At 54.5% G+C, this 26,371-nt stretch carries 25 protein-coding genes and 6 tRNA genes; 12 read left to right on the top strand and 19 right to left on the bottom strand.

Annotated features, from left to right (window positions below):
• Window positions 1-13 precede the first annotated feature (13 nt).
• Complete coding sequence (locus WN53_RS15980) at window positions 14-496, top strand: kinase inhibitor (RefSeq protein WP_024483119.1); 483 nt, start codon at window positions 14-16, stop codon at window positions 494-496.
• Window positions 497-539: 43 nt separating this feature from the next.
• Here WN53_RS15980 and pgl read toward each other — a convergent pair whose 3' ends face one another.
• Complete coding sequence (gene pgl, locus WN53_RS15975) at window positions 540-1,535, bottom strand: 6-phosphogluconolactonase (protein WP_024483120.1); 996 nt, start codon at window positions 1,533-1,535, stop codon at window positions 540-542.
• Between the two features lie 155 nt (window positions 1,536-1,690).
• Here pgl and WN53_RS15970 point away from each other — a divergent pair, with 155 nt between their 5' ends.
• Window positions 1,691-2,512, top strand: a complete 822-nt coding sequence (locus WN53_RS15970; RefSeq protein ID WP_024483121.1) for a pyridoxal phosphatase — start codon at window positions 1,691-1,693, stop codon at window positions 2,510-2,512.
• Between the two features lie 457 nt (window positions 2,513-2,969).
• Here the strand turns inward: WN53_RS15970 and modC are convergent, their stop codons facing one another.
• From modC to WN53_RS27370, 4 genes are all read right to left on the bottom strand, one after another.
• The gene (gene modC / locus WN53_RS15965) at window positions 2,970-4,076 is read right to left on the bottom strand and encodes a molybdenum ABC transporter ATP-binding protein ModC (RefSeq protein WP_024483122.1); all 1,107 of its coding nucleotides are present in this window, start codon (window positions 4,074-4,076) and stop codon (window positions 2,970-2,972) included.
• A complete protein-coding gene (gene modB, locus WN53_RS15960; RefSeq protein ID WP_024483123.1) occupies window positions 4,077-4,766 on the bottom strand; it encodes a molybdate ABC transporter permease subunit in 690 nt (229 codons plus the stop codon).
• On the bottom strand, window positions 4,763-5,536 hold the full coding sequence (modA, locus tag WN53_RS15955; RefSeq protein WP_024483124.1) for a molybdate ABC transporter substrate-binding protein: 774 nt from the start codon (window positions 5,534-5,536) through the stop codon (window positions 4,763-4,765). The genes modB and modA overlap by 4 nt, the downstream gene beginning before the upstream one ends.
• A 148-nt stretch (window positions 5,537-5,684) precedes the next feature.
• Complete coding sequence (locus tag WN53_RS27370; protein ID WP_024483125.1) at window positions 5,685-5,828, bottom strand: AcrZ family multidrug efflux pump-associated protein; 144 nt, start codon at window positions 5,826-5,828, stop codon at window positions 5,685-5,687.
• Window positions 5,829-6,007: 179 nt separating this feature from the next.
• On the opposite strand from WN53_RS27370, the gene modE reads away from it, so the two are divergent.
• The 9 genes from modE (at window position 6,008) to gpmA (ending at window position 15,237) form a co-directional block, all read left to right on the top strand.
• A complete protein-coding gene (modE, locus tag WN53_RS15945) occupies window positions 6,008-6,799 on the top strand; it encodes a molybdenum-dependent transcriptional regulator (RefSeq protein ID WP_024483126.1) in 792 nt (263 codons plus the stop codon).
• 90 nt (window positions 6,800-6,889) lie between these two features.
• Entirely contained in the window at window positions 6,890-8,359 is a 1,470-nt protein-coding gene (modF, locus tag WN53_RS15940; protein WP_024483127.1) for a molybdate ABC transporter ATP-binding protein ModF, read from the top strand.
• 120 nt (window positions 8,360-8,479) lie between these two features.
• Window positions 8,480-9,052, top strand: coding sequence for a cysteine hydrolase family protein (locus tag WN53_RS15935; RefSeq protein ID WP_024483128.1), 573 nt, complete (start codon window positions 8,480-8,482; stop codon window positions 9,050-9,052).
• 303 nt (window positions 9,053-9,355) lie between these two features.
• A complete protein-coding gene (locus tag WN53_RS15930) occupies window positions 9,356-10,174 on the top strand; it encodes a CPBP family intramembrane glutamic endopeptidase (protein WP_024483129.1) in 819 nt (272 codons plus the stop codon).
• A 263-nt stretch (window positions 10,175-10,437) separates the two neighbouring features.
• Complete coding sequence (gene galT / locus WN53_RS15925; RefSeq protein WP_021180330.1) at window positions 10,438-11,487, top strand: galactose-1-phosphate uridylyltransferase; 1,050 nt, start codon at window positions 10,438-10,440, stop codon at window positions 11,485-11,487.
• Window positions 11,487-12,638 carry a galactokinase gene (gene galK, locus WN53_RS15920; RefSeq protein ID WP_046808106.1) on the top strand — a complete coding sequence of 384 codons (1,152 nt, stop codon included), beginning with the start codon at window positions 11,487-11,489 and terminating at the stop codon, window positions 12,636-12,638. Before galT ends, galK begins: the two co-directional genes overlap by 1 nt.
• A complete protein-coding gene (galM, locus tag WN53_RS15915) occupies window positions 12,632-13,675 on the top strand; it encodes a galactose-1-epimerase (RefSeq protein WP_024483130.1) in 1,044 nt (347 codons plus the stop codon). Before galK ends, galM begins: the two co-directional genes overlap by 7 nt.
• 187 nt (window positions 13,676-13,862) lie before the next feature.
• Window positions 13,863-14,201 carry a PsiF family protein gene (locus WN53_RS15910; protein ID WP_024483131.1) on the top strand — a complete coding sequence of 113 codons (339 nt, stop codon included), beginning with the start codon at window positions 13,863-13,865 and terminating at the stop codon, window positions 14,199-14,201.
• 283 nt (window positions 14,202-14,484) lie between these two features.
• Window positions 14,485-15,237, top strand: a complete 753-nt coding sequence (gene gpmA / locus WN53_RS15905) for a 2,3-diphosphoglycerate-dependent phosphoglycerate mutase (protein WP_024483132.1) — start codon at window positions 14,485-14,487, stop codon at window positions 15,235-15,237.
• Window positions 15,238-15,287: 50 nt separating this feature from the next.
• Here the strand turns inward: gpmA and WN53_RS15900 are convergent, their stop codons facing one another.
• From WN53_RS15900 to aroG, 3 genes are all read right to left on the bottom strand, one after another.
• On the bottom strand, window positions 15,288-16,322 hold the full coding sequence (locus WN53_RS15900) for a M48 family metallopeptidase (protein ID WP_024483133.1): 1,035 nt from the start codon (window positions 16,320-16,322) through the stop codon (window positions 15,288-15,290).
• A gap of 10 nt (window positions 16,323-16,332) precedes the next feature.
• A complete protein-coding gene (locus WN53_RS15895) occupies window positions 16,333-17,511 on the bottom strand; it encodes a YjgN family protein (RefSeq protein ID WP_037411376.1) in 1,179 nt (392 codons plus the stop codon).
• 365 nt (window positions 17,512-17,876) lie between these two features.
• Window positions 17,877-18,932 (bottom strand): 3-deoxy-7-phosphoheptulonate synthase AroG, encoded by a 1,056-nt coding sequence (gene aroG / locus WN53_RS15890; protein WP_021180323.1) that lies wholly within the window; start codon window positions 18,930-18,932, stop codon window positions 17,877-17,879.
• A gap of 208 nt (window positions 18,933-19,140) precedes the next feature.
• On the opposite strand from aroG, the gene zitB reads away from it, so the two are divergent.
• The gene (gene zitB / locus WN53_RS15885; RefSeq protein WP_046808105.1) at window positions 19,141-20,079 is read left to right on the top strand and encodes a CDF family zinc transporter ZitB; all 939 of its coding nucleotides are present in this window, start codon (window positions 19,141-19,143) and stop codon (window positions 20,077-20,079) included.
• Window positions 20,080-20,111: 32 nt separating this feature from the next.
• Here the strand turns inward: zitB and pnuC are convergent, their stop codons facing one another.
• The 11 genes from pnuC to tolB all read right to left on the bottom strand — a co-directional run bounded on the left by pnuC (window position 20,112) and on the right by tolB (window position 26,340).
• A complete protein-coding gene (pnuC, locus tag WN53_RS15880) occupies window positions 20,112-20,837 on the bottom strand; it encodes a nicotinamide riboside transporter PnuC (protein ID WP_021805254.1) in 726 nt (241 codons plus the stop codon).
• Between the two features lie 31 nt (window positions 20,838-20,868).
• Window positions 20,869-21,930, bottom strand: coding sequence for a quinolinate synthase NadA (gene nadA / locus WN53_RS15875; RefSeq protein ID WP_024483135.1), 1,062 nt, complete (start codon window positions 21,928-21,930; stop codon window positions 20,869-20,871).
• Window positions 21,931-22,651: 721 nt separating this feature from the next.
• Window positions 22,652-22,727, bottom strand: a tRNA-Lys gene (locus tag WN53_RS15870).
• 76 nt (window positions 22,728-22,803) lie between these two features.
• Window positions 22,804-22,879: transfer RNA gene (locus WN53_RS15865), tRNA-Lys, on the bottom strand.
• A 166-nt stretch (window positions 22,880-23,045) separates the two neighbouring features.
• Window positions 23,046-23,121: transfer RNA gene (locus tag WN53_RS15860), tRNA-Lys, on the bottom strand.
• Window positions 23,122-23,128: 7 nt separating this feature from the next.
• A tRNA-Val gene (locus WN53_RS15855) sits at window positions 23,129-23,204 on the bottom strand.
• A 44-nt stretch (window positions 23,205-23,248) separates the two neighbouring features.
• A tRNA-Lys gene (locus tag WN53_RS15850) sits at window positions 23,249-23,324 on the bottom strand.
• A gap of 69 nt (window positions 23,325-23,393) precedes the next feature.
• Window positions 23,394-23,503 (bottom strand) — tRNA-Lys (locus tag WN53_RS15845).
• A gap of 174 nt (window positions 23,504-23,677) precedes the next feature.
• Window positions 23,678-24,481, bottom strand: coding sequence for a cell division protein CpoB (gene cpoB, locus WN53_RS15840; protein ID WP_024483136.1), 804 nt, complete (start codon window positions 24,479-24,481; stop codon window positions 23,678-23,680).
• A gap of 9 nt (window positions 24,482-24,490) precedes the next feature.
• Window positions 24,491-25,000, bottom strand: coding sequence for a peptidoglycan-associated lipoprotein Pal (gene pal / locus WN53_RS15835; RefSeq protein ID WP_021805257.1), 510 nt, complete (start codon window positions 24,998-25,000; stop codon window positions 24,491-24,493).
• Between the two features lie 47 nt (window positions 25,001-25,047).
• Entirely contained in the window at window positions 25,048-26,340 is a 1,293-nt protein-coding gene (gene tolB / locus WN53_RS15830) for a Tol-Pal system beta propeller repeat protein TolB (RefSeq protein WP_024483137.1), read from the bottom strand.
• Window positions 26,341-26,371 lie beyond the last annotated feature (31 nt).

Below are 26,371 nucleotides of genomic sequence, written 5' to 3'. Positions count from 1 at the left end.
ACTGGGAGTCATTATGGCTTTTCGTTTGTACAGCAACGATCTGCAAGACGGCGCAAAAATGCCTGAACGGCAGGTATTTAACGGCATGGGCTACCACGGGGATAACCTCTCCCCTCATCTGGCCTGGGAAGATGCACCAGCGGGCACCAAGAGCTTTGCCATCACGGTTTACGATCCCGATGCCCCTACCGGCTCCGGCTGGTGGCACTGGGTGGTCGCGAATATCCCGGCAAACGTAGATGAACTGCCGCAAGGTGCGGGTTCCGGCAAACCGGGGCTACCCGCTGGCTCAGTGCAAACCCGTACCGATTTCGGTAAGGCCGGTTACGGTGGCGCGGCTCCGCCGCAGGGTGAAAGCCATCGTTATCAGTTCACCGTGCATGCGTTGGACGTAGAAAGCATCCCAGTGGACGCAGAAGCGAGCGGCGCGATGGTCGGTTTTAACATCCACTTCCATAGCCTTGGCAAAGCGACGTTGACGGTAAAATACAGCTGAGATACGTTGAGGGGCGAAGCGCTTCGCCCCGATTTTTAACACATTATTTTGCCAGCACGCTCACCCACATTGGGCCTTTGCCCACCGGGTAACGCGCCAGGTCCGTCAGCTCACCGCTGTCTTGGTCAATCTGATACACGCCAATATGGCCAGATTTCTGCCCTGCCGCAATCACGAAGCGACCGCTGTGATCGATGTTGAAACCACGTGGCTGTTCTTCTGTGGCATGGTGGCCAACCACCACAATCTGGCCGCCATCTTCCGACACGCTGAATACGGTTAAAATGCTGGCGGTGCGATCGCTGGTATACAGGAAACGGCCGTTTGGCGTGAGGTGGATATCCGCCGCCCAACGCGTGCCGGTGAAATCGGCAGGCATCATGTCCAGGCTTTGCACCAGCGTATATTTGCCACCGTTGGCTTCGATGGCGAACACGTCCACCGTGCCATCCAATTCATTGACGCAGTAAGCGAATTTATCGTTGCCATGGAATGCCATATGGCGAGGGCCTGCTCCGCTTGCCGTTGCTACGGCCTCTTGGCCGTGTGGCGTCAGTTGGCCCTGCTGGCTCAGATTGAACAGGCGGATGCGGTCTTCCTTCAGGCACGGCACCAGCAGCAATTGATTGGTCGGGTCAATATTGGCCGAATGCGGCGCGGTCAGGCCATCGATCTGCTGGGTAGGCGCAAGCACCACACCATCATGGCCAATCGGGCTGATGCTGGCACAGTTGCCGCTGTAAGAGGCGGAGAACAGATAACGGCCCTGCAAATCGGTGGAAATATGGGTTGGGCTGCCTGGTAGCGGTGCCATCCCTGCCTCATGCAATGTGCCATCGTCCGCGATACGGTAGCTGACAATGCCAAACGCCGGACGCACACCAACATACAGATGAGTCTTGTCCGGGTGGATCGCCATCGGCTGTACCTGCCCCGCGACCTCGACCGTTTGCAGCAGCGCCAGTGCGCCCTTGTCGTCTAACTGCCACACGTGGATCTGCTGGCTCTCCGGGCTGGCGACATAAACGATTTGCTTCATTTGCTCTCCTTAATGAGAAAGGGTAACCGGTTTCAGTTTGTTCTAGCTTACGCGACATTTGTGACATGGCAACCCTGGCAGGTTACGCAGTTTTATCGAACGGTTATCCGGTGTACCATCGAGGTAATTTTCTTGCTAACTATAATGAGACCGCTATGAGCTACCGTGTTATTGCCCTCGATTTAGACGGCACTTTGCTAGACAACCAGAAACGTATCTTACCGCAGTCGCTGGCCGCACTGGGGGAAGCCCGTGCCGCCGGGGTGAAAGTCGTGGTGGTCACCGGCCGCCATCACGTGGCTATCCATCCGTTTTATCAGGCACTGCAAATCGATACGCCAGCCATTTGTTGTAACGGCACCTATCTGTACGACTTCCAGCAGAAAAAGGTACTGGCTTCCGATCCGCTGGCAAAAGAGCAGGCCAAGCAGGTACTGCAACTGCTCAAGCAAAACGATATTCACGGCCTGATGTATGTTGACGACGCCATGCTGTATCAGGAGACAAGCGGTCATGTGATCCGTTCGCTGGCCTGGTCAGAGACTTTGCCGGTAGCCCAGCGCCCAACGTTGTTGCAGGTCAACAGCCTGATGCAGGCGGCGGATGACGCGCAGGCTATCTGGAAGTTTGCCACGTCACATAGCGATCTCCCAGCGCTGCGCAGCTTTGCCGAAATGGTAGAAAAAGAGCTGGGCCTGGCCTGTGAATGGTCCTGGCACGATCAGGTGGACATTGCCAAAGGCGGCAACAGCAAGGGCAAACGCCTGCAGCAGTGGGTGGAGTCACAGGGGTTGAGCATGGATCAGGTGGTCGCCTTTGGTGACAACTACAACGACCTGAGCATGCTTGAGGCCGTTGGGCTGGGCGTTGCCATGGGTAATGCCGATAATGCCATCAAGGAACGTGCGGATCTGGTGATTGCCGACCATCTGCAGCCGGGTATTGCCGAGGTTATCCGTTCTCGCGTGTTGAATTAAAAAGATACCCCTCACCCTAACCCTCTCCCACAGGGAGAGGGAACCGATCGAGTGGGTTGAAAGTATCGTGATCCTTCATGATCCCCGGCTGATTCACCTTGGATGAAGGTGCGATCGCAGTTGCTGAAATGACCTATTTACGACCAAAAGAGGATCGTGACTCTTCATGAGTACCCGTTGATTCACCTTGGTTGCAGGAGCGATCTCCATTGCCAAGATCATCTCTTTACTTCCAAAAGAGCAGGGGCTAATAGCTCCCTCTCCCTGTGGGCTGAGGAATCCCCAGAAAAATTGAGACGAGAAATAGGCTGTTTTTTACCCAAAAACGGACTAAAAAACAGCCTCAAGCAGACGAGAAGAAGTGGTTCGTCATTCTCTCACTGCCAATTTACGAACAAAATGGAACAGATTGATCGTAAAACACTCGCTCTAATTCTCTGAAATCACTAAGAAAAAATTAGTGGGGATTCCTCAGCCCTGTGGGAGAGGGTTGGGGTGAGGGGCCATCACGGCTGATCGACACGCTCTTGACCTGTGCATACAGCCACTGGCCGGGCCTGATAGCCAGATCGTCACGTGCCCATGGGGTGATGCGCGCCCAGAGGATATTTTCCCCGACCATCAGCTTCACCTCAACCTGCCCTGCCACATCCAGACACTCCACCACCTTGGCGGGCAGAATATTACGGATACTGCTGTTGGCTGGCGGTTGTAGCACTAAAGAAACGTCGGCGGCGTTGATACGAATACGCATTTGGCTGCCCACCGGCGCTTCAATACCGCCGACCCACAGCCGCTGATCGCCCAATGCCAGCGCGGTCATGGCATAGCGCGGGTGATGCTCAATCACGCTAACGCTCAACACGCTACTCTGATCTTCACGTTGTAGCCAAGGCCGCAGCGCGCTGCTGGCCCAAACCTCCTCCAACCCGCCGTACGCCCGCACCTGGCCGTGATCCAACACCATCACCTGCTCTGCCAGGCGTAAAATCTCGTCCATGCTGTGGCTGACATAGAGGATGGGGATGTTGACGTCTTGCGCCAGCCGCTCCAGATACGGCAACAACTCACGCTTGCGTGGCATATCGAGCGAGGCCAGCGGTTCATCCATCAGCAACAGTTCCGGCGCAGTCAGCAGCGCCCGACCAATCGCGACGCGCTGTTTCTCACCGCCGGAGAGGGTCAAAGGCAAGCGGTTGAGCAACGGCGCAATCCCCAACAGTTCGACAATGCTGTCAAACTGGCCGCGCATACTGGCCGCCATACCGTATTGCAGATTGCCGCGTACCCGATAATGTGGGAACAGGCGCGCATCCTGGAAAACATAGCCAACCCGGCGTTTTTCCGGTGGCAAACAGACACCGCTGGCGGTATCCACCAGCGTGCGGCCATTAAGCACAATACGCCCCTGCTGCACCAGCGTCAGGCCACCGATGGCATTGATCAAGGAGGTTTTACCGGCCCCGGAAAGCCCGAAGATCGCGGTGATCCCCTGAGCTGGCAGATTAGCCTGCACGTTGAGATTGAGATCGCCAAGCTGCTGGGAGAAATCCAGTTCTAACATCTATAAGCCCATACGCTTGCGGCCCCAGCGGGCCAGCCATTCGGAAACCATCAAAGCAGCCAGTGCCAACACGATGGCAATCACGCACAAACGCGCTGCCGCCGCCTCGGCCCCTGGCGTTTCGATCAGGGTATACATTGCCAACGGGATGGTACGGGTTTCACCAGGGATATTGGAAACAAAGGTGATGGTGGCGCCAAACTCGCCCAAAGAGCGGGCAAAGGCCAGCACCACACCAACGATCACACCGGGCAGCGAAAGCGGTAAGGTGATGGTGAAAAACACTCGCCACGGATTGGCGCCCAAGGTGCGGGCTGCCTGTTCCAAACGGGTATCCACCGCTTCCAGCGACATGCGGATAGCTCGCACCATCAGCGGGAATGCTACCACCGCCGAAGCCAAGGCAGCACCACGCCAGCTGAAACTGAAGCTGAAACCAAACCAGTTGTACAGCCATTCGCCGATAAAGCCGCGCCGCCCCATGGCGATCAGCAGCAGATAGCCCACCACCACCGGTGGCAGGACTAACGGCAGATGAATAATGCTATCCAACAACGATTTACCGGGGAAATTGCAGCGAACCAGGATCCAGGCCATCAAAATACCCAGCGGCAAACTGCAGATCACCGCCAGGCTGGAGACTTTCAGGCTCAGTTCGACCGCCTGCCATTCATACTCACTTAATATCATTTACGCGGGGTGAATCCATAACGTTCGAAGATAGCCGCAGCAGCCGGTGTCTTCAGGTAATCGTAGAAAGCCGTCACGGCTGGCGTTTGGTGATCTTTAACGATGGCCATTGGATACTCAACCGGCTTGTGGCTGTCTTCCGGGAAGATGGCAATCACTTTGACCTTGTCGCTCGCCACGGCGTCAGAGCCATAAACGATGCCCAGCGGGGCTTCTTCACGCTCAACCATGGCCATGGCGCTGCGCACGTTATTAGCCCGCGCCAGCCGTGGTTCCAGCGTGGTCCAGGCCCCCAGGTTCTGCAACGCTTCTTTGGCGTAGATGCCCGCAGGAACATGATCCGGATCGCCTACGGACAAGCGGCCACCGTTGAGCAATTTGGCCCAGTCGGTTTGCTTGTTGATAGTGATTTTATCTTGTTTGGCCGATTTGGCAGCGATCAGCACCAGTTCGTTACCTAACAGGGTATAACGGGTGTCTTTCACCATCTGCTGCTTATCGATGGCGTAATCCATCCATTGCTGATCGGCAGAGATAAACATATCCGCAGGTGCCCCTTGCTCAATCTGGCGTGCCAGCGTTGAGGAGGAAGCAAAAGAGGAGACGACTTCGACGTCTTTGCCTTTCTGGTATTCAGTGGCGATATCTTGTAAGGCGTTGGTCAGCGAGGCTGCGGCAAACACGGTGATTTTCTCCGCCGCAGAAACCTGTGCCACCAGCCCGCAAGCCAAGGCCACACCGCCAACCCAGTTAATCCATTGCTGTTTCATTGTTTTCTCCGCAAGTTAACTCTCATCACATCGCTATGTAAAAAATAATATAACGCAGCGAGAACGATTGTCATGCGGTTTATCGGCAAAGCGAGAGATAACTTGAGAAATACCCGCCAAGAGAGCTCAGCGGGCATTTGGGAGGGGATTAGCTGCGGTTTTCTTTAGGATGGCCAACTTTGGAGAAGAGGTTAAACACCTCGCCCAAGCCATAAATCAAGCCTAAAATAATGGCCATCACTACCGGCACCATTACCACGGCAAACAACAGACTTTTCAATAATTCTAACATCGTAGCCTCACTTGACTGCTTTAAACCGCTGCGTAGGCTTCACTGTAAACCAAAACGCAGGCGAAAACGCGGTTATTTTACCGACTGCGGGAAATTTGTAACCGGCTAAACGTGCTCAGTTGGCGCTTTGCGGCAAATCGGCGACAATAGCCTGACTTACTGCCTTATAAGGACCCATCATGCAGGCCGAGATCCTCCTTACCTTAAAGCTGCAGCAGAAACTGTTCGCTGACCCACGCCGCATCGCGCTGCTCAAGCAAGTGGTGCATACCGGCTCGATCAGCCAGGGAGCCAAACTGGCGGGGATCAGCTACAAAAGCGCCTGGGATGCCATCAACGAGATGAATCAGCTGGCCGAGCAGACGGTGGTCGAACGTGCTACCGGCGGCAAAGGCGGCGGCGGTGCGCAGGTGACCCGTTATGGCCTGCGGCTGATCCAACTTTACGATCTGCTGGGCCAAATCCAGCAGAAGGCCTTTGACGTGTTGCAGAAGGACAATTTGCCGTTGGACAGCCTGTTGGCCGCCATCGCCCGTTTCTCGTTGCAAACCAGCGCCCGCAACCAGTTTTTCGGCACCGTGATTGAACGCGACCATCAGCAGGTCCAACAGCATATCAGCCTGCTGCTGGCCGACGGCCACACCCGCCTGACCGCTGCCGTCACTCAGCAAAGCGCCGACCGGCTACAGTTGACGCCGGGCAAAGAGGTATTGGCCCTGATTAAAGCGCCTTGGGTGAAGCTGAGCACCGATCCGGCTTCGACTGGCCTGGCCGATAACGCGCTGCCGGGTTCCGTTGCCAGCATTCAGCCTGGTAGCGATCACAGTGAGGTTCTGGTGACGCTCAACGGCGGAGAAACGCTGTGCGCCACCGTCAGCAACCAGGAACTGGCGCAGTTGAAACTGAGCGTCGGCACGCCGATACACGCCTTGTTCAACGCCGATCGGGTGATTGTCGCGACGTTGTGTTAAACGCAACGTCACGTTGCAGTATTGCCGATTGACATCTTTTCCGCTTGCGCCTATTTCTAAAGCGAAACATTGCAGAATAGGGATTAGAAGATGTCGTCGTTGCACATTTCGCAAGGTTCATTTCGTTTAAGCGATACCCGCACGCTGGAGCTGGATCGGCTTGATATTCAGTCCGGCGATAGCTGGGCGTTCGTCGGAGCTAACGGCAGTGGGAAATCTGCGCTAGCCCGGGCGCTGGCCGGTGAGCTGACGTTACTGAAAGGCGAACGCCACAGTGATTTTCGCCACGTAGTACGGCTCTCCTTTGAGCAGTTGCAAAAGCTGGTCAGCGATGAATGGCAGCGCAACAATACCGACCTGCTCAGCGCGGACGAAGACGACACCGGCCGCACCACGGCGGAAATCATTCAGGAAGAGCACAAAGATCCCGCTCGCTGCGCACAGTTGGCCGAGCAGTTTGGCATCACGCCCCTGCTTACGCGCCGCTTCAAATATCTCTCTACCGGTGAGACCCGTAAAACCCTGCTGTGTCGCGCCCTGATGGCCAAACCCGATTTATTGATCCTCGATGAGCCGTTCGACGGGCTGGACGTCAATTCACGCGCTCAGCTCGCCACCCTGCTTGGCAAACTTTCACAGCAGGGTTATACCGTGGTCCTGGTGCTCAACCGGTTTGATGAAATCCCAGGTTTCATTGAGCGGGTCGGCGTGCTGGCCGATTGCACCCTCACCAGCCAAGGGCCACGGGAGCAGGTGATGGCCGACGCGCTGGTCGCCCAGCTGGCTCACAGTGAAAATCTCAACGGCTTGACGCTGCCAGAAACCGAAGATCCCACCCAGGTCATCAGGCTGCCGGACGATCGGCCACTGATCGTTCTGCGTGATGGCGTAGTGAGCTACAACGATCGCCCCATCCTCAACCAACTCAGTTGGCAGGTTAATCCCGGTGAACACTGGCAGATCGTCGGCCCGAACGGGGCGGGAAAATCCACCCTGCTCAGCCTGATCACCGGAGATCATCCGCAAGGCTATAGCAACGATCTGACGCTGTTTGGCCGCCGACGCGGCAGTGGGGAAACCATCTGGGATATCAAACGCCATATCGGCTACGTCAGCAGCAGCCTGCATCTGGACTACCGGGTCAGCTCCAGCGTGCGTAACGTGATCCTGTCCGGCTTCTTTGATTCGATCGGCATTTATCAGGCAGTTTCCGATCGTCAGCATCAGTTGACCTCGCAATGGCTGGCGCTGCTCGGGCTTGGCGCTATGGGCGATGCCCCCTTCCAAAGCCTGTCCTGGGGGCAACAACGCCTGGCGCTGATCGCCCGGGCGTTAGTCAAACATCCGGCGCTGCTGATCCTCGATGAGCCACTGCAAGGCTTGGATCCGCTAAACCGCCAGTTGGTAAGGCGCTTCGTGGATGTGCTGATCCAACAGGGCTCGACCCAGTTGCTGTTTGTTTCACACCACGCAGAAGATGCGCCGCAATGCATCACCCACCGTTTCTCCTTCATCCCTGAAGGCGATGGCTACCGCTATCAGCAAGACGTCCTGGCTTAACCTACTCAGGATGAGTGCTACAGCGCTCATCCTGGGGACATATCCGGCAACACTTCCTCCATAACGCATCACATTTGGCCTTTTATCATTAAAGGATACAGAGACGTTTTTGGAGAAGGTATGTCCGCCGCGCTGATGATTATTGACCTGATTGAAGATCTGGCTGGTCCTAAAGGGCGGGCGAATCACTGCCGCGAACAGATCGTAACGCGTGATGTGATCGCACACGTCAATGCTGCTGCGGCCTACGCGCGGGTGCGTAAAATCCCGGTGATTTGGTTACGTACCGGTTTTGCCGACAATTACCACGATATTCCCCGACACTCACCGCTGTTCAATCAGCTCAAACATATCGGCGCGCTGCGCTTAAGCAACGAGGGATGTCATTGGCTGGCCGGTCTGGAGGTAAAAACCGAGGATCTGTGCCTGGAAAAGAAAGGGCTTAGCGCCTTTGCCGGTAACAATTTGTTAGCCTGGTTACAGCAACATCGCTGCCACCACCTGTTATTGGGCGGTATCAGCACCCCGCTAGCCATTGAGAGCACCGCCCGGCAGGCGCACGATGCAGGTTTACAGGTAACGGTGCTACAAGATTTATGCGCCGCCCCAACGGAAGAGATCCACCAGCAAAGCCTGGAGACCTTGCAGAACCTTGGGGAGGTTATGCGTTCGCAGGCGTGGATGCGCGGTTAAAACCACGACACCATAAGTTTGAGACAGGAGGGAGTCATGCAGGTTAACCCACCGTTGAGCGCATGGATGCGCGACTCGAGCCCCCAGGGACGGGTTTACGGCGTGTCGGTGATCTGCATGACTCCCTCCTGCAGCACAATTAGAAACAGCTAGTTAGCCGTTATAAGCACGATTAACTACTGTCCCGACCTTTACTAGCGCTAGCTTGTGCTACTATCCCAATTAGTGCTCATTTAACCAGACATTAACACGCCGGACTTCCGGCATTGAGCGCCGTGTATCTATTTTAAAGGGATAGCTATCATGTGGGGCGTACTTTCGGCTTCGTTGTTTTTTTTGCCATTTAATCGGCTGATTGCCTCGGTAGTATTGGCTGCGGCCGCCGCAATGGGGATTTACCATCATATCCTGACGCCCGTCGGGCTGGGTTATCTGGCTGTTATCGCCATTGCCATCTGGCTTCATCAGCATTATCGCCAACAGCGCAGCATCACGCTCGCGCTGGAAGTGTTTTTAGTCGCCTGCTCAATTGCGCTGTTTTATCACCTGATACCGGGCTTCAATAACCAATTGATGGTCGATCAGGACAAAGTGGGCCCGATGAGCTCGCTGTATTCCATGTATTACAACTTCGATAAGGCACTGGTGCCCTTTCTGCTGGTAGCCTGCCTGCCAACGCTGTTTAACGCGGGTAAACCCGACAAACAAGTAGGCCTCAGCGCCTGGCTGATCCTGGTGCTCTGCGTACCTGCTGTGTTGCTGTTGGCGGTGGCGCTCGGTGGGCTCAAAGTTGAGTTGCACCTGCCCTCCTGGATCCTGGCTTTCATTATGGCCAACCTGTTTTTTGTTTCGATGGCAGAAGAAGCGCTGTTCCGTGGCTATTTGCAACAGCGCCTGCGCCAGTGGCTGGGTGCCTATCCGGCACTGATTATCACCGCCCTGCTGTTTGGTGCCGCTCACTTTGCTGGCGGCACGTTGATGATGGCATTTGCCACGCTGGCGGGGGTGATTTATGGCCTGGCCTGGATGTGGAGCGGCCGCCTGTGGGTGCCCATTCTCTTCCACTTTGGGCTAAATCTGGTCCATTTGCTGTTCTTTACCTACCCGGCTTACCAATATTAGTCCCCTACAGGCTGGCAGATTTCACTGCCAGCCTGCATCGTGTAATCGCTACCACTTAACCAACCCCACCGCCTTACCTACCTCAACCGGATTAAAGCCTCAATCGATGTAAGCGATTCCATTTTTCGCGCTAGATCACCTTTTTCTCACCGCGACCGTGCTATCTTCTAGCCATTATTTTCCAAAATGCACTCGGCTAAAGTCGGTCACACAGCAGGTGAAAGCGATTACAACTAGCCCCGTCGCGAGATAAAGGAAGCGCAATGCCTGATTTCAATCCTATCGATCATCCACATCGCCGTTTTAATCCCCTTACCGGGCAATGGGTGCTGGTATCTCCGCACCGGGCCAAACGCCCGTGGCAGGGCCAGCAGGAATCCCCCGCTCAGGAAACACTGCCAGCCCACGATCCTGACTGCTTCCTTTGCCCCGGCAACACGCGCGTGACCGGTGATAAAAACCCTGACTATCCGGGCACCTACGTGTTCACCAATGATTTTGCCGCACTAATGCAAGATACCCCGCAGGCACCGGAAAGTGACGATCCACTGATGCGTTGCCAAAGTGCCCGTGGCACCAGCCGGGTGATCTGCTTCTCCCCCGATCACAGTAAAACGCTACCGCAGCTGACGCTACCCGCGCTGGAGCAGGTGATCGCCACCTGGCAGGAACAGACCGCCGATCTGGGGCGCAGCTACCCCTGGGTGCAGGTGTTTGAAAATAAAGGGGCCGCGATGGGCTGTTCCAATCCTCATCCACACGGTCAGGTATGGGCCAACAGCTTCCTACCGAATGAAGCCGAACGAGAAGATCGCCTGCAACAGGAGTATTTCAGCCAGCATCAATCCGCCATGCTGGTGGACTATGCTCAGCGCGAGCAGGCCGATGGTAGCCGTACGGTGGTGGAAACCGAGCACTGGTTGGCGGTTGTCCCTTACTGGGCAGCCTGGCCATTTGAAACGCTGTTGCTGCCAAAAGCGCCGGTACAACGCCTGACCGACCTTAGTGCAGCACAAAGCCGCGATCTGGCCATCGCGCTGAAGAAACTCACCAGCCGCTATGACAACCTGTTCCAATGCTCTTTCCCTTATTCCATGGGCTGGCACGGCGCGCCCTTCAACCAGGCCGATAACCGCCACTGGCAACTGCATGCCCACTTCTACCCGCCGTTACTACGCAGCGCCACGGTGCGCAAATTTATGGTGGGCTATGAAATGCTGGCGGAAACCCAACGCGACCTGACCGCAGAACAAGCCGCTGAACGCCTGCGTGCGGTCAGTGATATCCATTACCGCGAAGCCGGAGTGAAATAATGAGTCTAAAACAACTTACCCAAGCCCTGTTTACCGAACACTTTGGCTACGCACCCACCCTGACGATCCAGGCTCCGGGCCGAGTCAATCTGATCGGTGAACACACCGATTACAACGACGGCTTCGTCCTGCCCTGCGCCATTGATTATCAAACCGTGATCAGCGGAGCTCCACGTAACGATCGCCAGATCCGCGTATTGGCCGCCGATTACGAGAACCAGCAGGATCAGTTTTCGCTGGATGAGCCGATCGTCAGCCACGCCAATCTGCGCTGGGCCGATTATGTACGCGGCGTGGTGAAACACCTGCAGACCCGCGATGCCAGTTTTGGCGGTGCCGATCTGGTGATCAGCGGCAACGTCCCGCAGGGCGCCGGGCTTAGCTCTTCCGCCTCACTGGAAGTTGCCGTCGGGCAGGTGTTGCAGGCGCTCTATCAATTGCCGTTGGACGGCGTAGCGCTGGCGCTCAATGGCCAGGAAGCAGAAAACCAGTTTGTCGGCTGCAACTGCGGCATTATGGATCAGCTGATTTCTGCGTTGGGCAAGAAAGACCACGCCCTGCTGATCGACTGCCGCTCTTTGGAAACTCGGGCGGTGCCAATGCCAGCCGATGTCGCGGTGGTGATCATCAACTCCAACGTCAAACGCGGCCTGGTTGACAGCGAATACAACACCCGCCGGCAACAGTGCGAAGCGGCAGCTCGCTTCTTCGGCGTCAAGGCGCTGCGCGACGTCAGCCCGGATCTGTTTTTCCCGATCATGCATGAACTGGATCCGATCGTGGCCAAACGGGCGCGCCATGTGATCACCGAAAACGATCGCACCTTGGCCGCTGCCGATGCCTTGGCCGCTGGCAACCTGAAGCTGATGGGCAAACTGATGGCCGAATCGCACGCGTCGATGCGTGATGACTTTGCCATCACCGTGCCCCCTATCGATACGCTGGTCGAGATTGTTAAAGAGGTCATTGGCGATCGTGGCGGTGTGCGCATGACCGGAGGGGGCTTTGGGGGTTGCATCGTGGCCCTGATGCCGCAGGATCTGGTAGAGTCGGTACGTACGGCGGTAGCTCGCGAATATCCATTGCGAACCAACGGCCTGCAAGAAACCTTCTACGTCTGCAAAGCTTCACAAGGATCCGGCCTATGCTGAGCGATAATTCCGCCGTTGCCCCAGACGGCCAGCCCTTTATTCTCACCACCCTGCGAAATGCCGCGGGAATGACGGTCACGTTTATGGATTGGGGCGCAACCTGGCTTTCCGCCGTGCTGCCCTTAAAATCAGGGGAACAACGTGAGTTGCTGCTGGGATGCCAAACCCCGCAGGACTACCTGCATCAGGGAGCTTATCTCGGGGCCACGGTCGGGCGCTATGCCAACCGTATTGCACATGCCAGCCTGAGCATCGATGGCAAGCCACACCCGCTGATCGCCAATCAAGGGGAGCATCAGTTGCACGGCGGGCCAAACGGCTTCCACGCTCGCCGCTGGCAGATTGTGAAGCAGGATGAGCAGCAGGTGATTTATCAGCTCCATTCACCAGACGGCGACCAGGGCTTCCCTGGCAACCTCGACGTAACGCTGACTTATCGACTCACCGCCGATCACCGGCTGGAGATTGAGTATCAGGCACAGACCGATCGCGCCTGCCCGGTCAATCTGACCAACCATGCCTATTTCAATCTGGATGGTGCAGGCCACGACGCCCGACAACAGCGCTTGCAGCTGTTCGCCGACCGTTATCTGCCCGTAGATGGCGATGGCATCCCCAGTGCCGATCTGACGGCGGTTGCAGGCACAGGGATGGATTTCCGCCAGCCGAAGACCCTGCAGCAAGATTTATTGCGCGACCGCGATCAGCAACGGGTAAAGGGTTACGACCATGCTTACCTGTTGCACGATACCTGCCACGGGTTGGCAAGCCCGGCGGCTCACCTGTGGTCTGCAGACGGCAAGGTCGCGATGACGGTATTCACCACCGCACCAGCGCTCCAGCTATACAGCGGCAATTATCTGGGTGGCACACCTGCGCGTGACGGTGGTAGCTACCAAAATTACGCCGGGGTGGCGCTAGAAAGCGAGTTCCTGCCGGACAGCCCGAACCATCCCGAATGGCCACAGCCGGATTGTTGGCTACAACCTGGCCAGCGTTATCAGAGCGCAACGCACTATCAGCTTATTCCTATCTGAGCCGCCACGCCCCTTGTCATGCGGTAAGGGGCGTGATTGTTATAATTGCTTACATTGCGCCCCCAGGCCGTTACCTTTCCTTATTGCCATCCCCGCACTAGAATCAGGCTACCGTGGTATGCACAAGTCCGTGAGTGATATCACAATTTTCGGCCCGTTGGCCGTTCAATAGCTGAAGGAACACCTAATGCGTCTGATCACTGCACTTCCATTACTGGCAGGTTTACTGCTGAGCACCAACCTGATGGCTGCCGACACCGCAGCAAAAACGCCTTCTCCGGCGCAGGCTGCCCAGCAAAAACGCATGACCGATTGTAATCAACAGGCTACCACCCAATCGCTGAAAGGTTCTGACCGCACCACCTTCATGAGCACCTGCCTGAAGGCCGAAGGCCACCATACCGAGAAGGCCCTGACGCCGCAGCAGCAGAAGATGAAAGACTGTAATGCCGACGCCGCTAAAAAGAGCCTGAAAGGTGACGAGCGCAAAACCTTCATGAGTAGCTGCCTGAAAAAAACCGCCTGATCGCATTAACGCTGTGGCGCGAGTGAATAGCTCTCATTCGCGCCCTTCGACCAGCCTGAACGATTCAGCTTTTTCCTTTGCGCCCCTCTTACCCTGCGGCCAAAAATTGGCTATGGTTAACACTATGCCCAGTGGCAGTAAGGGTTAGACAATGTCGCATGTCGTACGAAACCCTCGCCTTTTAGTGGATATATTCACGGGTATATCGATTGCCGAGTAAGTAGCAGCGGAATATAATGATATTCGTTATCATTAAACCTTCAGATTATTAAGGAGTTAAGCTATGGCTGTAACTAAGCTGGTTCTGGTGCGCCACGGCGAAAGCCAGTGGAACAACGAAAACCGCTTCACCGGTTGGTATGATGTCGATCTGTCCGACAAAGGCCGTACCGAAGCAAAAGCAGCGGGCAAGCTGTTGAAAGACGAAGGCTTCTCTTTCGATTTCGCTTACACCTCCGTACTGAAGCGTGCTATCCACACTCTGTGGAACATTCTGGACGAGTTGGACCAGGCCTGGCTGCCTACCGAAAAGTCCTGGAAGCTGAACGAACGCCATTATGGCGCGCTGCAGGGTCTGAACAAGGCTGAAACCGCAGAAAAATACGGTGACGAGCAGGTCAAGCAATGGCGCCGCGGCTTCGCAGTCACTCCACCAGAGCTGACCAAAGAAGATGAGCGCTACCCGGGTCACGATCCGCGTTATTCGGCGCTGAGCGACAAAGAGTTGCCGCTGACCGAAAGCCTGGCGCTGACCATCGATCGCGTTATCCCTTACTGGGACGAAGAGATCCTGCCACGCATCAAGAGCGGCGAGCGCGTGATCGTCGCGGCTCACGGTAACTCCCTGCGTGCGCTAGTGAAATATCTGGATAACCTGAGCGAAGACGAAATCCTCGAGCTGAACATCCCAACCGGCGTGCCGTTGGTGTATGAGTTCGATGAGAACTTCAAGCCAATCAAGCGTTACTACCTGGGTAATGCCGATGAGATTGCAGCCAAAGCTGCGGCCGTCGCCAACCAGGGTAAAGCGAAGTAAGTTTCGCCCCTAAAAAGCAACAAGCCCCCGGTGTTGAGCCGGGGGCTTTTTTATTGCTCTTTGATCCTGGCCGCTTCGATAGCCTGCAAACGCGCCTGCATCCCTGGATGGGTACTTAACCACTCCGGCACCTCTAGTGCCACGGTTGACGTACTTGCCGCCTGTTGCAATGCGCGGTAAAGATCTTCCATCGCCAATAACGAACGCCCCTGGCGTTGCATTTCTGCGATTGCCCAGTCGTCTGCCTCACGCTCCACGCTGCGGGAGAACTGCATTTCATGCATAAATGAGGCTGATTGCAGCAAGGTATCACCAATGCCGCTGACATCGCCGGTCATCCACATAAACGTCAGTGCCACCAGGGATGAACGCACCACCATGCGCATGGGATGACGGTACGCATGATGCCCCATTTCATGGAGCATCACCGCAGCCAGACCGTCGTCATTGGTCGCCAACTTGGCCAGATCGTCGGTGATCACCAAAGTCCCGTCAGGTAACATGAACGCATTGGCAACCTCTGGCACCGCCAGCAATTTCAACTTGAGCGGAGTGCGCTCGTGCCGCATCTGCTCCGGCATCACCTGCAGGAATAGCTTCTGTATCGCCTGCTGTTTCTCGGTGGGCAATTGCGACGGCTTGAAGCCACTGGTTTGCAGGAAATCGAGCGTATGTTTACCCAGTTTCTGTTCGGCCGCGGTAGGAATGCGCATGGCGATTTCACTGCTCGCCCAAGGGAGAACCAGGAAAACATAAACCAGGGTCAACAGAACGGTTAGCAACAACGTCAGCAACACGCCACGCTTATAACGCTCTAAGCGGTGCACCAACCCCGGTGAACGGCGTTGATAAAACCACTGGCGGAATGACGCGTCATCGGCGGGCACAAACCGGCCACCGTCTGGGAAAGTCAGGGTCAGCGGAATGCGACCCAATGACTCGGAAACGGTAATTTGCGCTAAAGAAAAATAGCGATGTTCGCCATCATATTGCAGCGTTACCCCGTCGCCCATATCGTTTAACAGCAGCCGGGCCGCCTGTTGGGCGGCCCGGCCAGGGCACTGATAGTGTCCTTCAAGGATCATCAGTCTTTACTCAAAAACTGGTGCTCAGATCGAGCGCCTGTACGGCTTCTTCAGCGATAGCGGTATTGGCCGTATCGTGATGAGCCTGTACCGACAACAGCGACAGATCGCCTTCAACCTGAGTTGACTCAGCAATATAGCGAGCATGACGTACGTGAGCCACCGGGGCTGCAAGGCCCAATGAGAACACGGTGATCAGGCTGTTGGTGATCAACAGTCCCATATACGGCAGAGTCTGCATGGAAGAACGCAGTTTAACCTCACCTTGCAAGGTGGTTTGGTTAAACACGTAGTTACGCTGAGCGACAACCATATAACTGCTGGACACCATCACACCTAGCAACAGCACCAACATCATCATGAACAGGCTACCAATATTATTTGCCATCTGGGCTTGCAGCATTGCATCGGACATCCCGCCAAACAGCGCCATTTGGAATAAGCTGACAAAGAATGAGCCAACCAATACCAAGGCGATGACCAGGAATGGCAAGAAGATCAGCAGGCTGAACAGCGCAATCTTAATGAACTCCGCTTTCTTGAATTTGGCCACAAATGGTGAAGTGCCAAAACGTAGGTTGTTCACATACAGATCATGTTGCAGGGTCGCCAAGATACCATTGATTGCGGCCAGCATCGGCACAAACAGGATGACCGTAATAGCTGCCAACACAATGATCGCAGTCGGGCTGCCCAAACTGCTGCCAATCACACCCAATACGATCATAACCGCATACAGACCAATCACTAGCAGTATCGGGCAGAACAGTAATACCCAGTAGGCGCGCCCGGTTTGGCATAAGTAATTGAAGCGAACACCACGATAGCTAGACATAATCGCGTTATAACGCCAGCTACGGATAATAATCCAAGGGATCAACGCAAGGAGTGCCAGCATGGCTACCATACCAAGCAATGGGTTGATAAATAAAAGAATATAGAACAGGATCACGGCGCCGATCACCAGCAGACGGCCCTTGAGGATTTGCATTGGCTGCGCGTGGTAATCAAAGCGGTCGCCATTCAATTCGGTATTGCCATAAAAATAACGACGACGACGCACCGTTGCCCAAGCTGAGTATATTCCCAACGTAATAGCCGTCAGTAATATGTTAACCAGCCAGATTGCGAAATACTCCCCACCCGTACCACGAAAATAAATTTGATGCCGAGAACTATTGTTTTCCATCAGCTATTCATCCTGAAATTAAAGTCATTCACCATAATGCCCTTATTTTTAGATTGGGTATTTTGGTTGTAAAAAACGCATCATCATAATCATACCGTGCGGCAAGAGCAAATTGTGTTTAACGAGTAACAGTTACGCAAGATGAAAACCGCGGCGGGCCAAATAAGATGTTTCCTGGAAATAAAAAGTATAGCCGGTAACACCGACTTATTATCATCAGAAAAGGCCCAGCAGAACGAGGAAAGCTCTACAAAATTAGTATAACGTCAGATTTTGTTCTGGTGATATTGTTGCATGAGGAATTTCTTAAAACCACACTAAACTTGGCCCCGCAGCAATGCTGCAGGGCCACAAACACGGGTAGCTTATCGGCTACGGCGCGCCTTCACCGCTGCGGCCAGATCGCGCAGTACGGTTTCGGTATCTTCCCAGCCAATACAGGCATCGGTCACGCTTTTGCCGTAAACCAGCGGCTCGCCGCTTTCCAGGTTTTGATTTCCTTCCACCAGGTGGCTTTCGATCATCACCCCGATAATGGCTTTTTCACCACCACGCAGCTGCTGGCAAACGTCCGCGTTCACCTCCAGCTGTTTTTTAAACTGCTTGCTGCTGTTGGCGTGGCTGAAGTCGATCATCACCTGTGCAGGCAGGCCCGCTTTGGCCAGACCCTCTTTCACTTCTTTCACATGGGCTGCGCTGTAGTTTGGCTCTTTGCCGCCACGCAGAATAATGTGGCAGTCGCCATTGCCGCTGGTGTTAACAATCGCGGAATGACCCCATTTGGTGACGGACAGGAAACAGTGCGGTGCGCCAGCGGCATTGATAGCATCGATCGCGACCTTGATGGTGCCGTCGGTGCCATTTTTGAAGCCCACCGGGCAAGACAGGCCAGAGGCCAGTTCACGATGCACCTGGGATTCCGTGGTGCGTGCACCGATAGCTCCCCAGCTCATCAAATCTGCCAGGTATTGCGGAGTGATCATATCCAGGAACTCGCCCGCAGCAGGCAAACCGCCGTCATTGATATCGAGCAGCAGCTTACGCGCCAGGCGCAGGCCTTCGTTAATCTGGAAGCTGTTATCCATCTGCGGATCGTTGATCAGCCCTTTCCAGCCAACGGTGGTACGTGGTTTTTCGAAATAGACCCGCATCACCACTTCCAGCTCACCGTTGAGCTCCTGGCGCAGGGTCATCAGGCGCGCGGCATACTCTTTCGCCGCTTTGGTATCATGAATGGAACAAGGCCCAATCACCACCAACAGGCGGTCGTCATTGCCACGCAGGATGTTGTGGATCGATTGGCGAGCCAGTGACACCGTCTCTGCTGCCTGAGCCGAAGCCGGAAACTTTTCCAACAGGGCCACCGGCGGCAGGAGTTCCTTGATTTCTTTAATACGTAAGTCGTCGTTTTGGTAATTCATCACTTTTCCATTCGGTATCGGGTGTATCGCACAGCGCGTAAAGTAGATTTTACCAATCTAGCTTGTGAGGCTGGCGCTGTAAATCACCTTTAGATCCCATAATCGCCACCGGCAAATATTCAGCTCTCTACCAAGGCCGCCTATAATGAGCTAAGTAACGGCCAAACTTAGACTTTGGCACCCGACAAATTTTGCAAAAGGATAAGTAATGTCTGGAGCTTCCCATGCCCATCAGCCTAAAGACGGCAACAGTAAGCGCCTACTAGCCGCATTTTTAGTCACTACCCTGTTCATGGTTGTTGAGGCCATTGGCGGATTACTTTCTGGCTCACTGGCGCTGCTGGCAGACGCCGGGCATATGCTGACGGATTCCGCAGCCCTGCTCGTCGCACTGATGGCGGTGCACTTCTCGCAGCGAAAACCCAACGCCCGCCATACTTTTGGCTATCTGCGCCTGACCACCTTGGCCGCCTTTATCAATGCTGCCGCATTACTGCTGATCGTCGTATTCATCCTGTGGGAGGCCATACGGCGTTTCTTCGAACCACAGCCAGTGATGGGTACCCCAATGCTGGTGATCGCCGTAGCGGGTCTGCTGGCTAACCTGTTCGCCTTCTGGCTGCTGCACCGCGGCAATGAAGAGAAAAATATCAACGTGCGTGCCGCCGCCCTACATGTTCTTGGCGACCTGCTTGGCTCAGTCGGGGCGATCGCAGCAGCCATCATCATTCTCACTACCGGCTGGACCCCCATCGATCCGATACTCTCGGTACTGGTTTCCTGCCTGGTATTGCGCAGCGCCTGGCGCCTGCTGAAGGAGAGTTTCCATGAACTGCTGGAGGGAACACCGCAGGAGGTAGATATCAATAAACTGCAAAAGGATTTGTGCCTGAATATTCCGGAAGTGCGCAACATCCATCACGTGCATGTCTGGCAGATTGGCGAACAAAAGCTGATGACGCTCCACGCCCAGGTGATCCCACCCCACGATCATGACGGGCTGTTACGCCGTATCCAGGCCTATTTGCTGGAGCATTACCAGATTGGCCATGCGACGATCCAGATGGAGTACCAGCATTGTGATACCCCTGACTGCGGCATTGCGAGTGACCACTCACACTCCGGCCATCTGGGGCATCATCATTAACATCCAGGGGTGCTTGGTGCGCCCCTGGCGTACTAAGGTGCTGAAGAAAACGGTTGGGAGTGATTCTTCGCGGCGCTGCGTATCCATAGCCAAGAGCCATTGAGCGCAATCAGCGTCAAAATGACGTATTCCAGCGCCATGGCGTACACGCCCTGGTAAGCAAAGATTGCCACGCTGATCACATCAATCACTACCCACAGCAGCCAGTTTTCGACGTATTTTCGCGTCATCAGGATCATGGCGACGATAGACAGCACCATCATGGCAGAATCCCAGAACGGGAAAGCGTCCGGTTGCAGTTCTGGCATCTGTACGTTAAGACCCAGCCCCTGCATGACCGCCACCGCAATTTGTGTCAGGTAGGCAAATACCCGGTCGATATTAAACGTCATCAACGCGATACCAACCACGCACACCGCCCCCCATGCCAATGCTTTAGGCAGTGGCAACCAACGTATCTGCAATTCCGCCTGATTATCCTGCGTCTGGCGGCTCCAGGCGTACCAGCCGTAAATATTGGCCACGAAGAAAAACAGTTGCAGCAACAGGCTGGCGTACAGCTGGATCTGAAAGAAGATCACCGCAAACAGCGTGACGTTGATCAGCCCAAACAGATAGTTGATAATTTTCTCTTTGCTGGCATACCAGATACAGAGTAAACCAAACAGCGTACCGATGGCCTCAATCCACGACAGGTCATACCCCCCTGCACCAATCGGAATATGGACCAGAATGTTGCCGGTGCTGAAAAAGCTCATATGTCTTCCTTATAAAAACGTCAGCCTGGATTCAGGCGTTGCCTTTAACCTGCATTTTCAACTGCGCTGCAAAGTCCAGCATGCGGTTGAGCGGAATAAGCGCCTGCTCACGCAGTGCGCCATCAACAAAAATCTCATGCTGTGAACCGCCTTGTTCCAACCCTTCGGCAATGGCCTTCAGGCCGTTCATCGCCATCCACGGGCAGTGGGCACAGCTGCGACAGGTAGCCCCCTCGCCAGCAGTAGGAGCTTCAAACAGTTCTTTATCCGGACAAGCTTGCTGCATCTTGTAGAAGATACCGCGATCGGTAGCCACGATCAGTTGCCGGTTGGGCAAGGTTACCGCCGCCTGGATCAGTTGGCTGGTCGAACCGACGGCATCAGCCAGATCGACAATCGCCTGCGGTGACTCTGGATGCACCAGTATCGCGGCCTCCGGATATAGGGCTTTCATACGTATCAGTGCCTGGGTTTTAAACTCGTCATGGACGATACAGGCCCCCTGCCAGCATAGTACGTCTGCGCCGGTCTGCTTCTGTACATAGTTGCCCAGATGGCGATCCGGCGCCCAGATGATTTTCTCCCCCAGGCTATCGAGATGTTCAATCAGCTCAACGGCAATGCTGGAAGTGACCACCCAATCGGCACGCGCTTTGACGGCTGCTGAGGTATTGGCGTAAACCACCACTGTCCGATCAGGATGGCTGTCGCAGAACGCGGCAAACTCCGCCTCAGGACAACCGAGGTCCAGCGAGCACTCGGCATGCAGCGTTGGCATCAGCACCTGTTTTTCCGGGCTGAGGATTTTGGCCGTTTCCCCCATAAAACGCACGCCAGCAACCAGCAAAGTAGACGCAGGATGTTGGCTGCCGAAACGCGCCATCTCCAGTGAATCGGCGACACAGCCACCAGTCTCTTCGGCCAGTGCCTGGATCTCCGGATCGGTGTAGTAATGGGCTACCAGGACCGCATCACGCTGCTTGAGCAAGGTTTTGATCTTCTGCCGATAAAAAGCCTTCTCTGCGACGTCTAACGGCACCGGTTTCGGCGGGAATGGATATATCGCCGCATTGACATCAAACATTTCACTCATCGCTGTTATCTCTATGCTAGGCTGTGGGTCTGCTTTTTAGGCTGTATCTTGCCGCTTGCTCAACCGCCTCGTTTTATATACTAAACAAAATACCTAATTTTTGGCTAAAAGTCGCTGAACATTTCTTTTTTTGGCTTTATTTGTTTATTAGATTGAAAATTTCGGGTTGTAAAAGGGAGTGGCGGCTGGCAATACACAGGCTGAGCAAAGTACGGGCGCTGCATGCTGCGCCCACCTGACCGATAAATTGGCGAGATTAAGTGTTGAGGAATTAAAGGCAAGTTAGACGGGAGTACGATTAAAGAACTGGTGGATCTGGCAGGATGACCGGCTGCCGCCGTTGTCTCGCAAGCGAGACTCGAACCTGAGCGCAGGATCTCACCTACACGACTGGTGCAATATGCGATTTTATTGCTGGGATTTTATTATTGAGAATTCTTTGAGATGGTGGGCCTGGCAGGATGACCGGCTGCCGCCGTTGTCTCGCAAGCGAGACTCGAACCTGAGCGCAGGATCTCACCCGCACGACCGGTGCGATATGCGATTTTATTGCTGGGATTTTATTATTGAGAATTCTTGAAGATGGCGGGTCTGACAGGATGACCGGCTGCCGCCGTTGTCTCGCAAGCGAGACTCGAACCTGAGCGCAGGATCTCACCCGCACGACCGGTGCGATATGCGATTTTATTGCTGGGATTTTATTATTGAGAATTCTTGAAGATGGTGGGTCGTGCAGGATTCGAACCTGCGACCAATTGATTAAAAGTCAACTGCTCTACCAACTGAGCTAACGACCCACTGATGTGGTTTACTGCTGAACCGCGTTAGCAACGAGAGGACTCGACTGCAATGCTTTACCAATTCATCAAGAATTGGTGGGTCGTGCAGGATTCGAACCTGCGACCAATTGATTAAAAGTCAACTGCTCTACCAACTGAGCTAACGACCCACTGACGTGGTTTACTTCTTAATACGAGAGCAACGAGGAAGGACTCGAATGCACATAATGGTGGGTCTGGCAGGATTAACGGCTATTGCCGTTGTCTCGCTTCGCTCGGCTCGAACTTTTAACGGTTCTCATCCTCACGATTTGACTCACAAATAAATCTTAAAAATGGTGGGTCGTGCAGGATTCGAACCTGCGACCAATTGATTAAAAGTCAACTGCTCTACCAACTGAGCTAACGACCCACTGTAGTGGTGGGTGATGACGGGCTCGAACCGCCGACCCCCTCCGTGTAAAGGAGATGCTCTACCAACTGAGCTAATCACCCACTGTCGTGGTTACTACTCCACTCTTTACCAATTCACTATGAATTGGTGGGTCGTGCAGGATTCGAACCTGCGACCAATTGATTAAAAGTCAACTGCTCTACCAACTGAGCTAACGACCCACTGATGTGGTTACTGCTGAACTACAAAATTCTAACTTCACAATTCGACAACGATATCTCATTACGAATTGGCGGGTTTGCAGGATTACCGGCTGTCGCCGTTGTCTCGCTGCCGCTCGGCTCGAACCTGCGACCAATTGATTAAAAGTCAACTGCTCTACCAACTGAGCTAACGACCCAATTTCCTAGCTGCTTTAACATCTTGCAAGTTGTCTTGGCAACGGCGGCATATATTACTAATTTATCTCAGCAGCGCAACCTAAATTTTGGCGCAATAGGTTCAACTGCTTGTTCTTCACGCGAATGAGCCCAGAATTCGGTCAAATCGACTAACTTCTGGGCTCGATTTTTACTTACAAACTCGCTTCGCGTTTCTTGGCCTGCTTGGCCGCATCGCTGGTCGGGTACGATTTGATCACCTGCTGGTAAACGGCTTTGGCTTTATCAGCCTGCCCTTTTTCCTGCATGATCACCCCAACTTTATACATTGCGTCCGGCGCCTTGGGTGATTTTGGGTAACTCTTAACCACCACTGCATAATAGTATGCCGCGTCTTCCTTCTTACCCTTGTTGTAGTACAACTGGCCCAGCCAATAGTTGGCATTAGGCAGGTAATTGGATTTCGGATACTGCTTTATGAAAGCCTGAAAAGCGGAGATCGCCTGGTCATACTGCTTTTTTTCCAGCGCCAGTGAAACAGCGGCGTTGTAGTCGCTGTTTTCATCGCCCGTACTAGCCGCAGCGGCTGTCGCACCCGCAGGAGCGCTGCCAGCGCCGTCAGAAGACGCCGCGGCGGCTGTACCACCTGCGGCCCCTGCTGCTGCACCAGCGGAATTCTGTGCGCCACCCTGGCTAAGGCTATCCATCTGTTGATAGATCTGTTTCTGGCGTTCAACTACCTGATTCAACTGATACTGACTTTCCTGGATCTGCCCACGGAGCGTATCGATATCGCGTTGGTTGTCAGAGAGTTGTTGCTGGAGTTGGTTCAAAAGCTGGCCCTGAGCATTACTGATACGCTCAAGTGATGTGACACGGTCTTCGACCGAGCCGGACCCGACATTACTGATTGGCGCTTGGGCAGTAGCGGCCCATGGGACCGCTACGCCAACCAGTAACGCCAGACTCAACAAGTGACGTCTGAAGTTACTGTTCATGCGATTCTCTTAGTAAACCAGAACGGCACGACGGTTTTTAGCATAGGCTGCTTCGTCGTGGCCCAGTACTGCTGGTTTTTCTTTACCGTAAGAAACGATAGAGATTTGGTCAGCAGAAACGCCTTTGCCTTGCAGGTACATTTTAACTGCATTAGCACGACGCTCACCCAGAGCGATGTTGTATTCTGGCGTGCCGCGCTCATCCGCGTGACCTTCAACAGTCACTTTGTAGGATGGGTTGTTACGCAGGAAAGCAGCATGCGCATCCAGCATCTGAGCGAACTCAGAGCTGACGTCATATTTGTCCAGGCCGAAGTAAACAATGTTGTTACGTTGCAGTTCTTGCATCTGCAGACGTGCTTGTTCTTCAGAAGACAGGTTGCTGCTGCCGTTTTCTGTACCAGTGCCAGCGCCCATACCGGATTGATCGTTATTAGCGCTTTTGTTAGAACTACAAGCTGCTACAGCCAGAACTGGCAGTGCCAGCAGAAGCCCTTTCAGCACTTTGTTCAGTTGCATTTCTTTGATCCTTTTATAGTTTTTGCCATACATATTTTAAACATGCATCACAGATACGGCGACCAGGCAGGGAATTTGACCTGTCCATCGGTTGCCGGAAGACGCGCTTTGAAGCGCCCATCAGTCGATACCAACTGCAGCACGGAGCCCATACCTTGCGTGGAGCTATAGATCACCATGGTGCCGTTTGGTGCGATACTAGGCGTTTCATCCAGGAACGTGTCCGTTAACATTTGAACGGCTCCCGATCCGAGATCTTGTTTGGCGATATGCTGAACCCCATTATTGGAGCTCACCATCACCAGGAATTTACCGTCGAAGCTGACATCAGAGTCCTGATTCTGGGCACCTTCCCAGGTCAGACGCTGTGGTGCGCCGCCGTTGGCACCAACCTTATAAATCTGTGGGCGACCGCCCTGGTCAGAGGTATAAGCCAGAGATTGACCATCTGGGAACCAGCTTGGTTCGGTGTTGTTGCTACGACCATCGGTGATCTGGCTGATTTGGCCAGAGCCCAGGTTCATCACGTACAGATTCAGGCTGCCAGTTTTAGACAGCGCGAATGCCAGGCGGCTACCATCTGGAGAGAAAGCAGGAGCACCGTTGTGACGTGGGAATGAAGCTACCTGACGGATAGCACCATCAGACAGATTCTGGATCACCAGCGCAGATTTGCCGCTCTCAAAGGTCACGTAGGCCAGTTTGCTGCCATCCGGCGACCAGGCTGGTGACATCAGTGGCTCTGGTGAACGATGCACTGGAACCTGGTTATAGCCGTCGTAATCCGATACGCGCAGCTCGTACGGGAATTTCCCGCCGTTGGTCTGCACCACGTAAGCGATACGGGTACGGAATGCGCCTTTGATACCGGTCAGCTTCTCAAATACGCCATCGCTGGCGGTATGAGCAGCATAACGCAGCCACTGTTTGGTCACTTTAAACTGGTTTTGTGCCAATACGGTGCCAGGCGAACCTGAAGTATCGACCAGTTGGTAGGAAACCAGATAGCTGCCGTCGGCACCAGGCTGAACCTGGCCAACCACTACGGCATCGATGCCCAGCGCAGTCCAGGCCGCCGGCGTTACTTCAGACGCGGTGGTAGGCTGCTGCGGCATACGTGCCACATCAATCGGGTTGAATTTGCCACTGTTACGGAGATCTGCGCCAACGATCTGGCCAACATCTTCCGGAGGCGTGCCTGGACCCGCCCATTTGAATGGCACCACGCCAATTGGACGAGCAGAGTCGACCCCTTGGGTGATTTCAATGCGAACTTCCGCGTGCAGCACGGATGCCCACAGAACAATAAGACCTAACGCTACTCGAAATGCCTGCTTCATCTCATCTCCCTTATCCAGGCGGTATGCCTGC

Origin of the sequence: Serratia fonticola, assembly GCF_001006005.1 — a bacterium.
Lineage (GTDB): Bacteria > Pseudomonadota > Gammaproteobacteria > Enterobacterales > Enterobacteriaceae > Chania > Chania fonticola.
The sequence above is the reverse complement of the archived record's forward strand: the minus strand, read 5'-3'. Positions and strand labels throughout refer to the sequence as shown.

What these genes read in the sequence shown, in the direction of transcription:
- WN53_RS15980 (WP_024483119.1), top strand. Translation starts at nt 14, where the DNA reads ATGGCTTTTCGTTTGTACAGCAACGATCTGCAAGACGGCGCAAAAATG.
- pgl (WP_024483120.1), bottom strand. Translation starts at nt 1,535, where the DNA reads ATGAAGCAAATCGTTTATGTCGCCAGCCCGGAGAGCCAGCAGATCCAC.
- WN53_RS15970 (WP_024483121.1), top strand. Translation starts at nt 1,691, where the DNA reads ATGAGCTACCGTGTTATTGCCCTCGATTTAGACGGCACTTTGCTAGAC.
- modC (WP_024483122.1), bottom strand. Translation starts at nt 4,076, where the DNA reads ATGTTAGAACTGGATTTCTCCCAGCAGCTTGGCGATCTCAATCTCAAC.
- modB (WP_024483123.1), bottom strand. Translation starts at nt 4,766, where the DNA reads ATGATATTAAGTGAGTATGAATGGCAGGCGGTCGAACTGAGCCTGAAA.
- modA (WP_024483124.1), bottom strand. Translation starts at nt 5,536, where the DNA reads ATGAAACAGCAATGGATTAACTGGGTTGGCGGTGTGGCCTTGGCTTGC.
- WN53_RS27370 (WP_024483125.1), bottom strand. Translation starts at nt 5,828, where the DNA reads ATGTTAGAATTATTGAAAAGTCTGTTGTTTGCCGTGGTAATGGTGCCG.
- modE (WP_024483126.1), top strand. Translation starts at nt 6,008, where the DNA reads ATGCAGGCCGAGATCCTCCTTACCTTAAAGCTGCAGCAGAAACTGTTC.
- modF (WP_024483127.1), top strand. Translation starts at nt 6,890, where the DNA reads ATGTCGTCGTTGCACATTTCGCAAGGTTCATTTCGTTTAAGCGATACC.
- WN53_RS15935 (WP_024483128.1), top strand. Translation starts at nt 8,480, where the DNA reads ATGTCCGCCGCGCTGATGATTATTGACCTGATTGAAGATCTGGCTGGT.
- WN53_RS15930 (WP_024483129.1), top strand. Translation starts at nt 9,356, where the DNA reads ATGTGGGGCGTACTTTCGGCTTCGTTGTTTTTTTTGCCATTTAATCGG.
- galT (WP_021180330.1), top strand. Translation starts at nt 10,438, where the DNA reads ATGCCTGATTTCAATCCTATCGATCATCCACATCGCCGTTTTAATCCC.
- galK (WP_046808106.1), top strand. Translation starts at nt 11,487, where the DNA reads ATGAGTCTAAAACAACTTACCCAAGCCCTGTTTACCGAACACTTTGGC.
- galM (WP_024483130.1), top strand. Translation starts at nt 12,632, where the DNA reads ATGCTGAGCGATAATTCCGCCGTTGCCCCAGACGGCCAGCCCTTTATT.
- WN53_RS15910 (WP_024483131.1), top strand. Translation starts at nt 13,863, where the DNA reads ATGCGTCTGATCACTGCACTTCCATTACTGGCAGGTTTACTGCTGAGC.
- gpmA (WP_024483132.1), top strand. Translation starts at nt 14,485, where the DNA reads ATGGCTGTAACTAAGCTGGTTCTGGTGCGCCACGGCGAAAGCCAGTGG.
- WN53_RS15900 (WP_024483133.1), bottom strand. Translation starts at nt 16,322, where the DNA reads ATGATCCTTGAAGGACACTATCAGTGCCCTGGCCGGGCCGCCCAACAG.
- WN53_RS15895 (WP_037411376.1), bottom strand. Translation starts at nt 17,511, where the DNA reads ATGGAAAACAATAGTTCTCGGCATCAAATTTATTTTCGTGGTACGGGT.
- aroG (WP_021180323.1), bottom strand. Translation starts at nt 18,932, where the DNA reads ATGAATTACCAAAACGACGACTTACGTATTAAAGAAATCAAGGAACTC.
- zitB (WP_046808105.1), top strand. Translation starts at nt 19,141, where the DNA reads ATGTCTGGAGCTTCCCATGCCCATCAGCCTAAAGACGGCAACAGTAAG.
- pnuC (WP_021805254.1), bottom strand. Translation starts at nt 20,837, where the DNA reads ATGAGCTTTTTCAGCACCGGCAACATTCTGGTCCATATTCCGATTGGT.
- nadA (WP_024483135.1), bottom strand. Translation starts at nt 21,930, where the DNA reads ATGAGTGAAATGTTTGATGTCAATGCGGCGATATATCCATTCCCGCCG.
- cpoB (WP_024483136.1), bottom strand. Translation starts at nt 24,481, where the DNA reads ATGAACAGTAACTTCAGACGTCACTTGTTGAGTCTGGCGTTACTGGTT.
- pal (WP_021805257.1), bottom strand. Translation starts at nt 25,000, where the DNA reads ATGCAACTGAACAAAGTGCTGAAAGGGCTTCTGCTGGCACTGCCAGTT.
- tolB (WP_024483137.1), bottom strand. Translation starts at nt 26,340, where the DNA reads ATGAAGCAGGCATTTCGAGTAGCGTTAGGTCTTATTGTTCTGTGGGCA.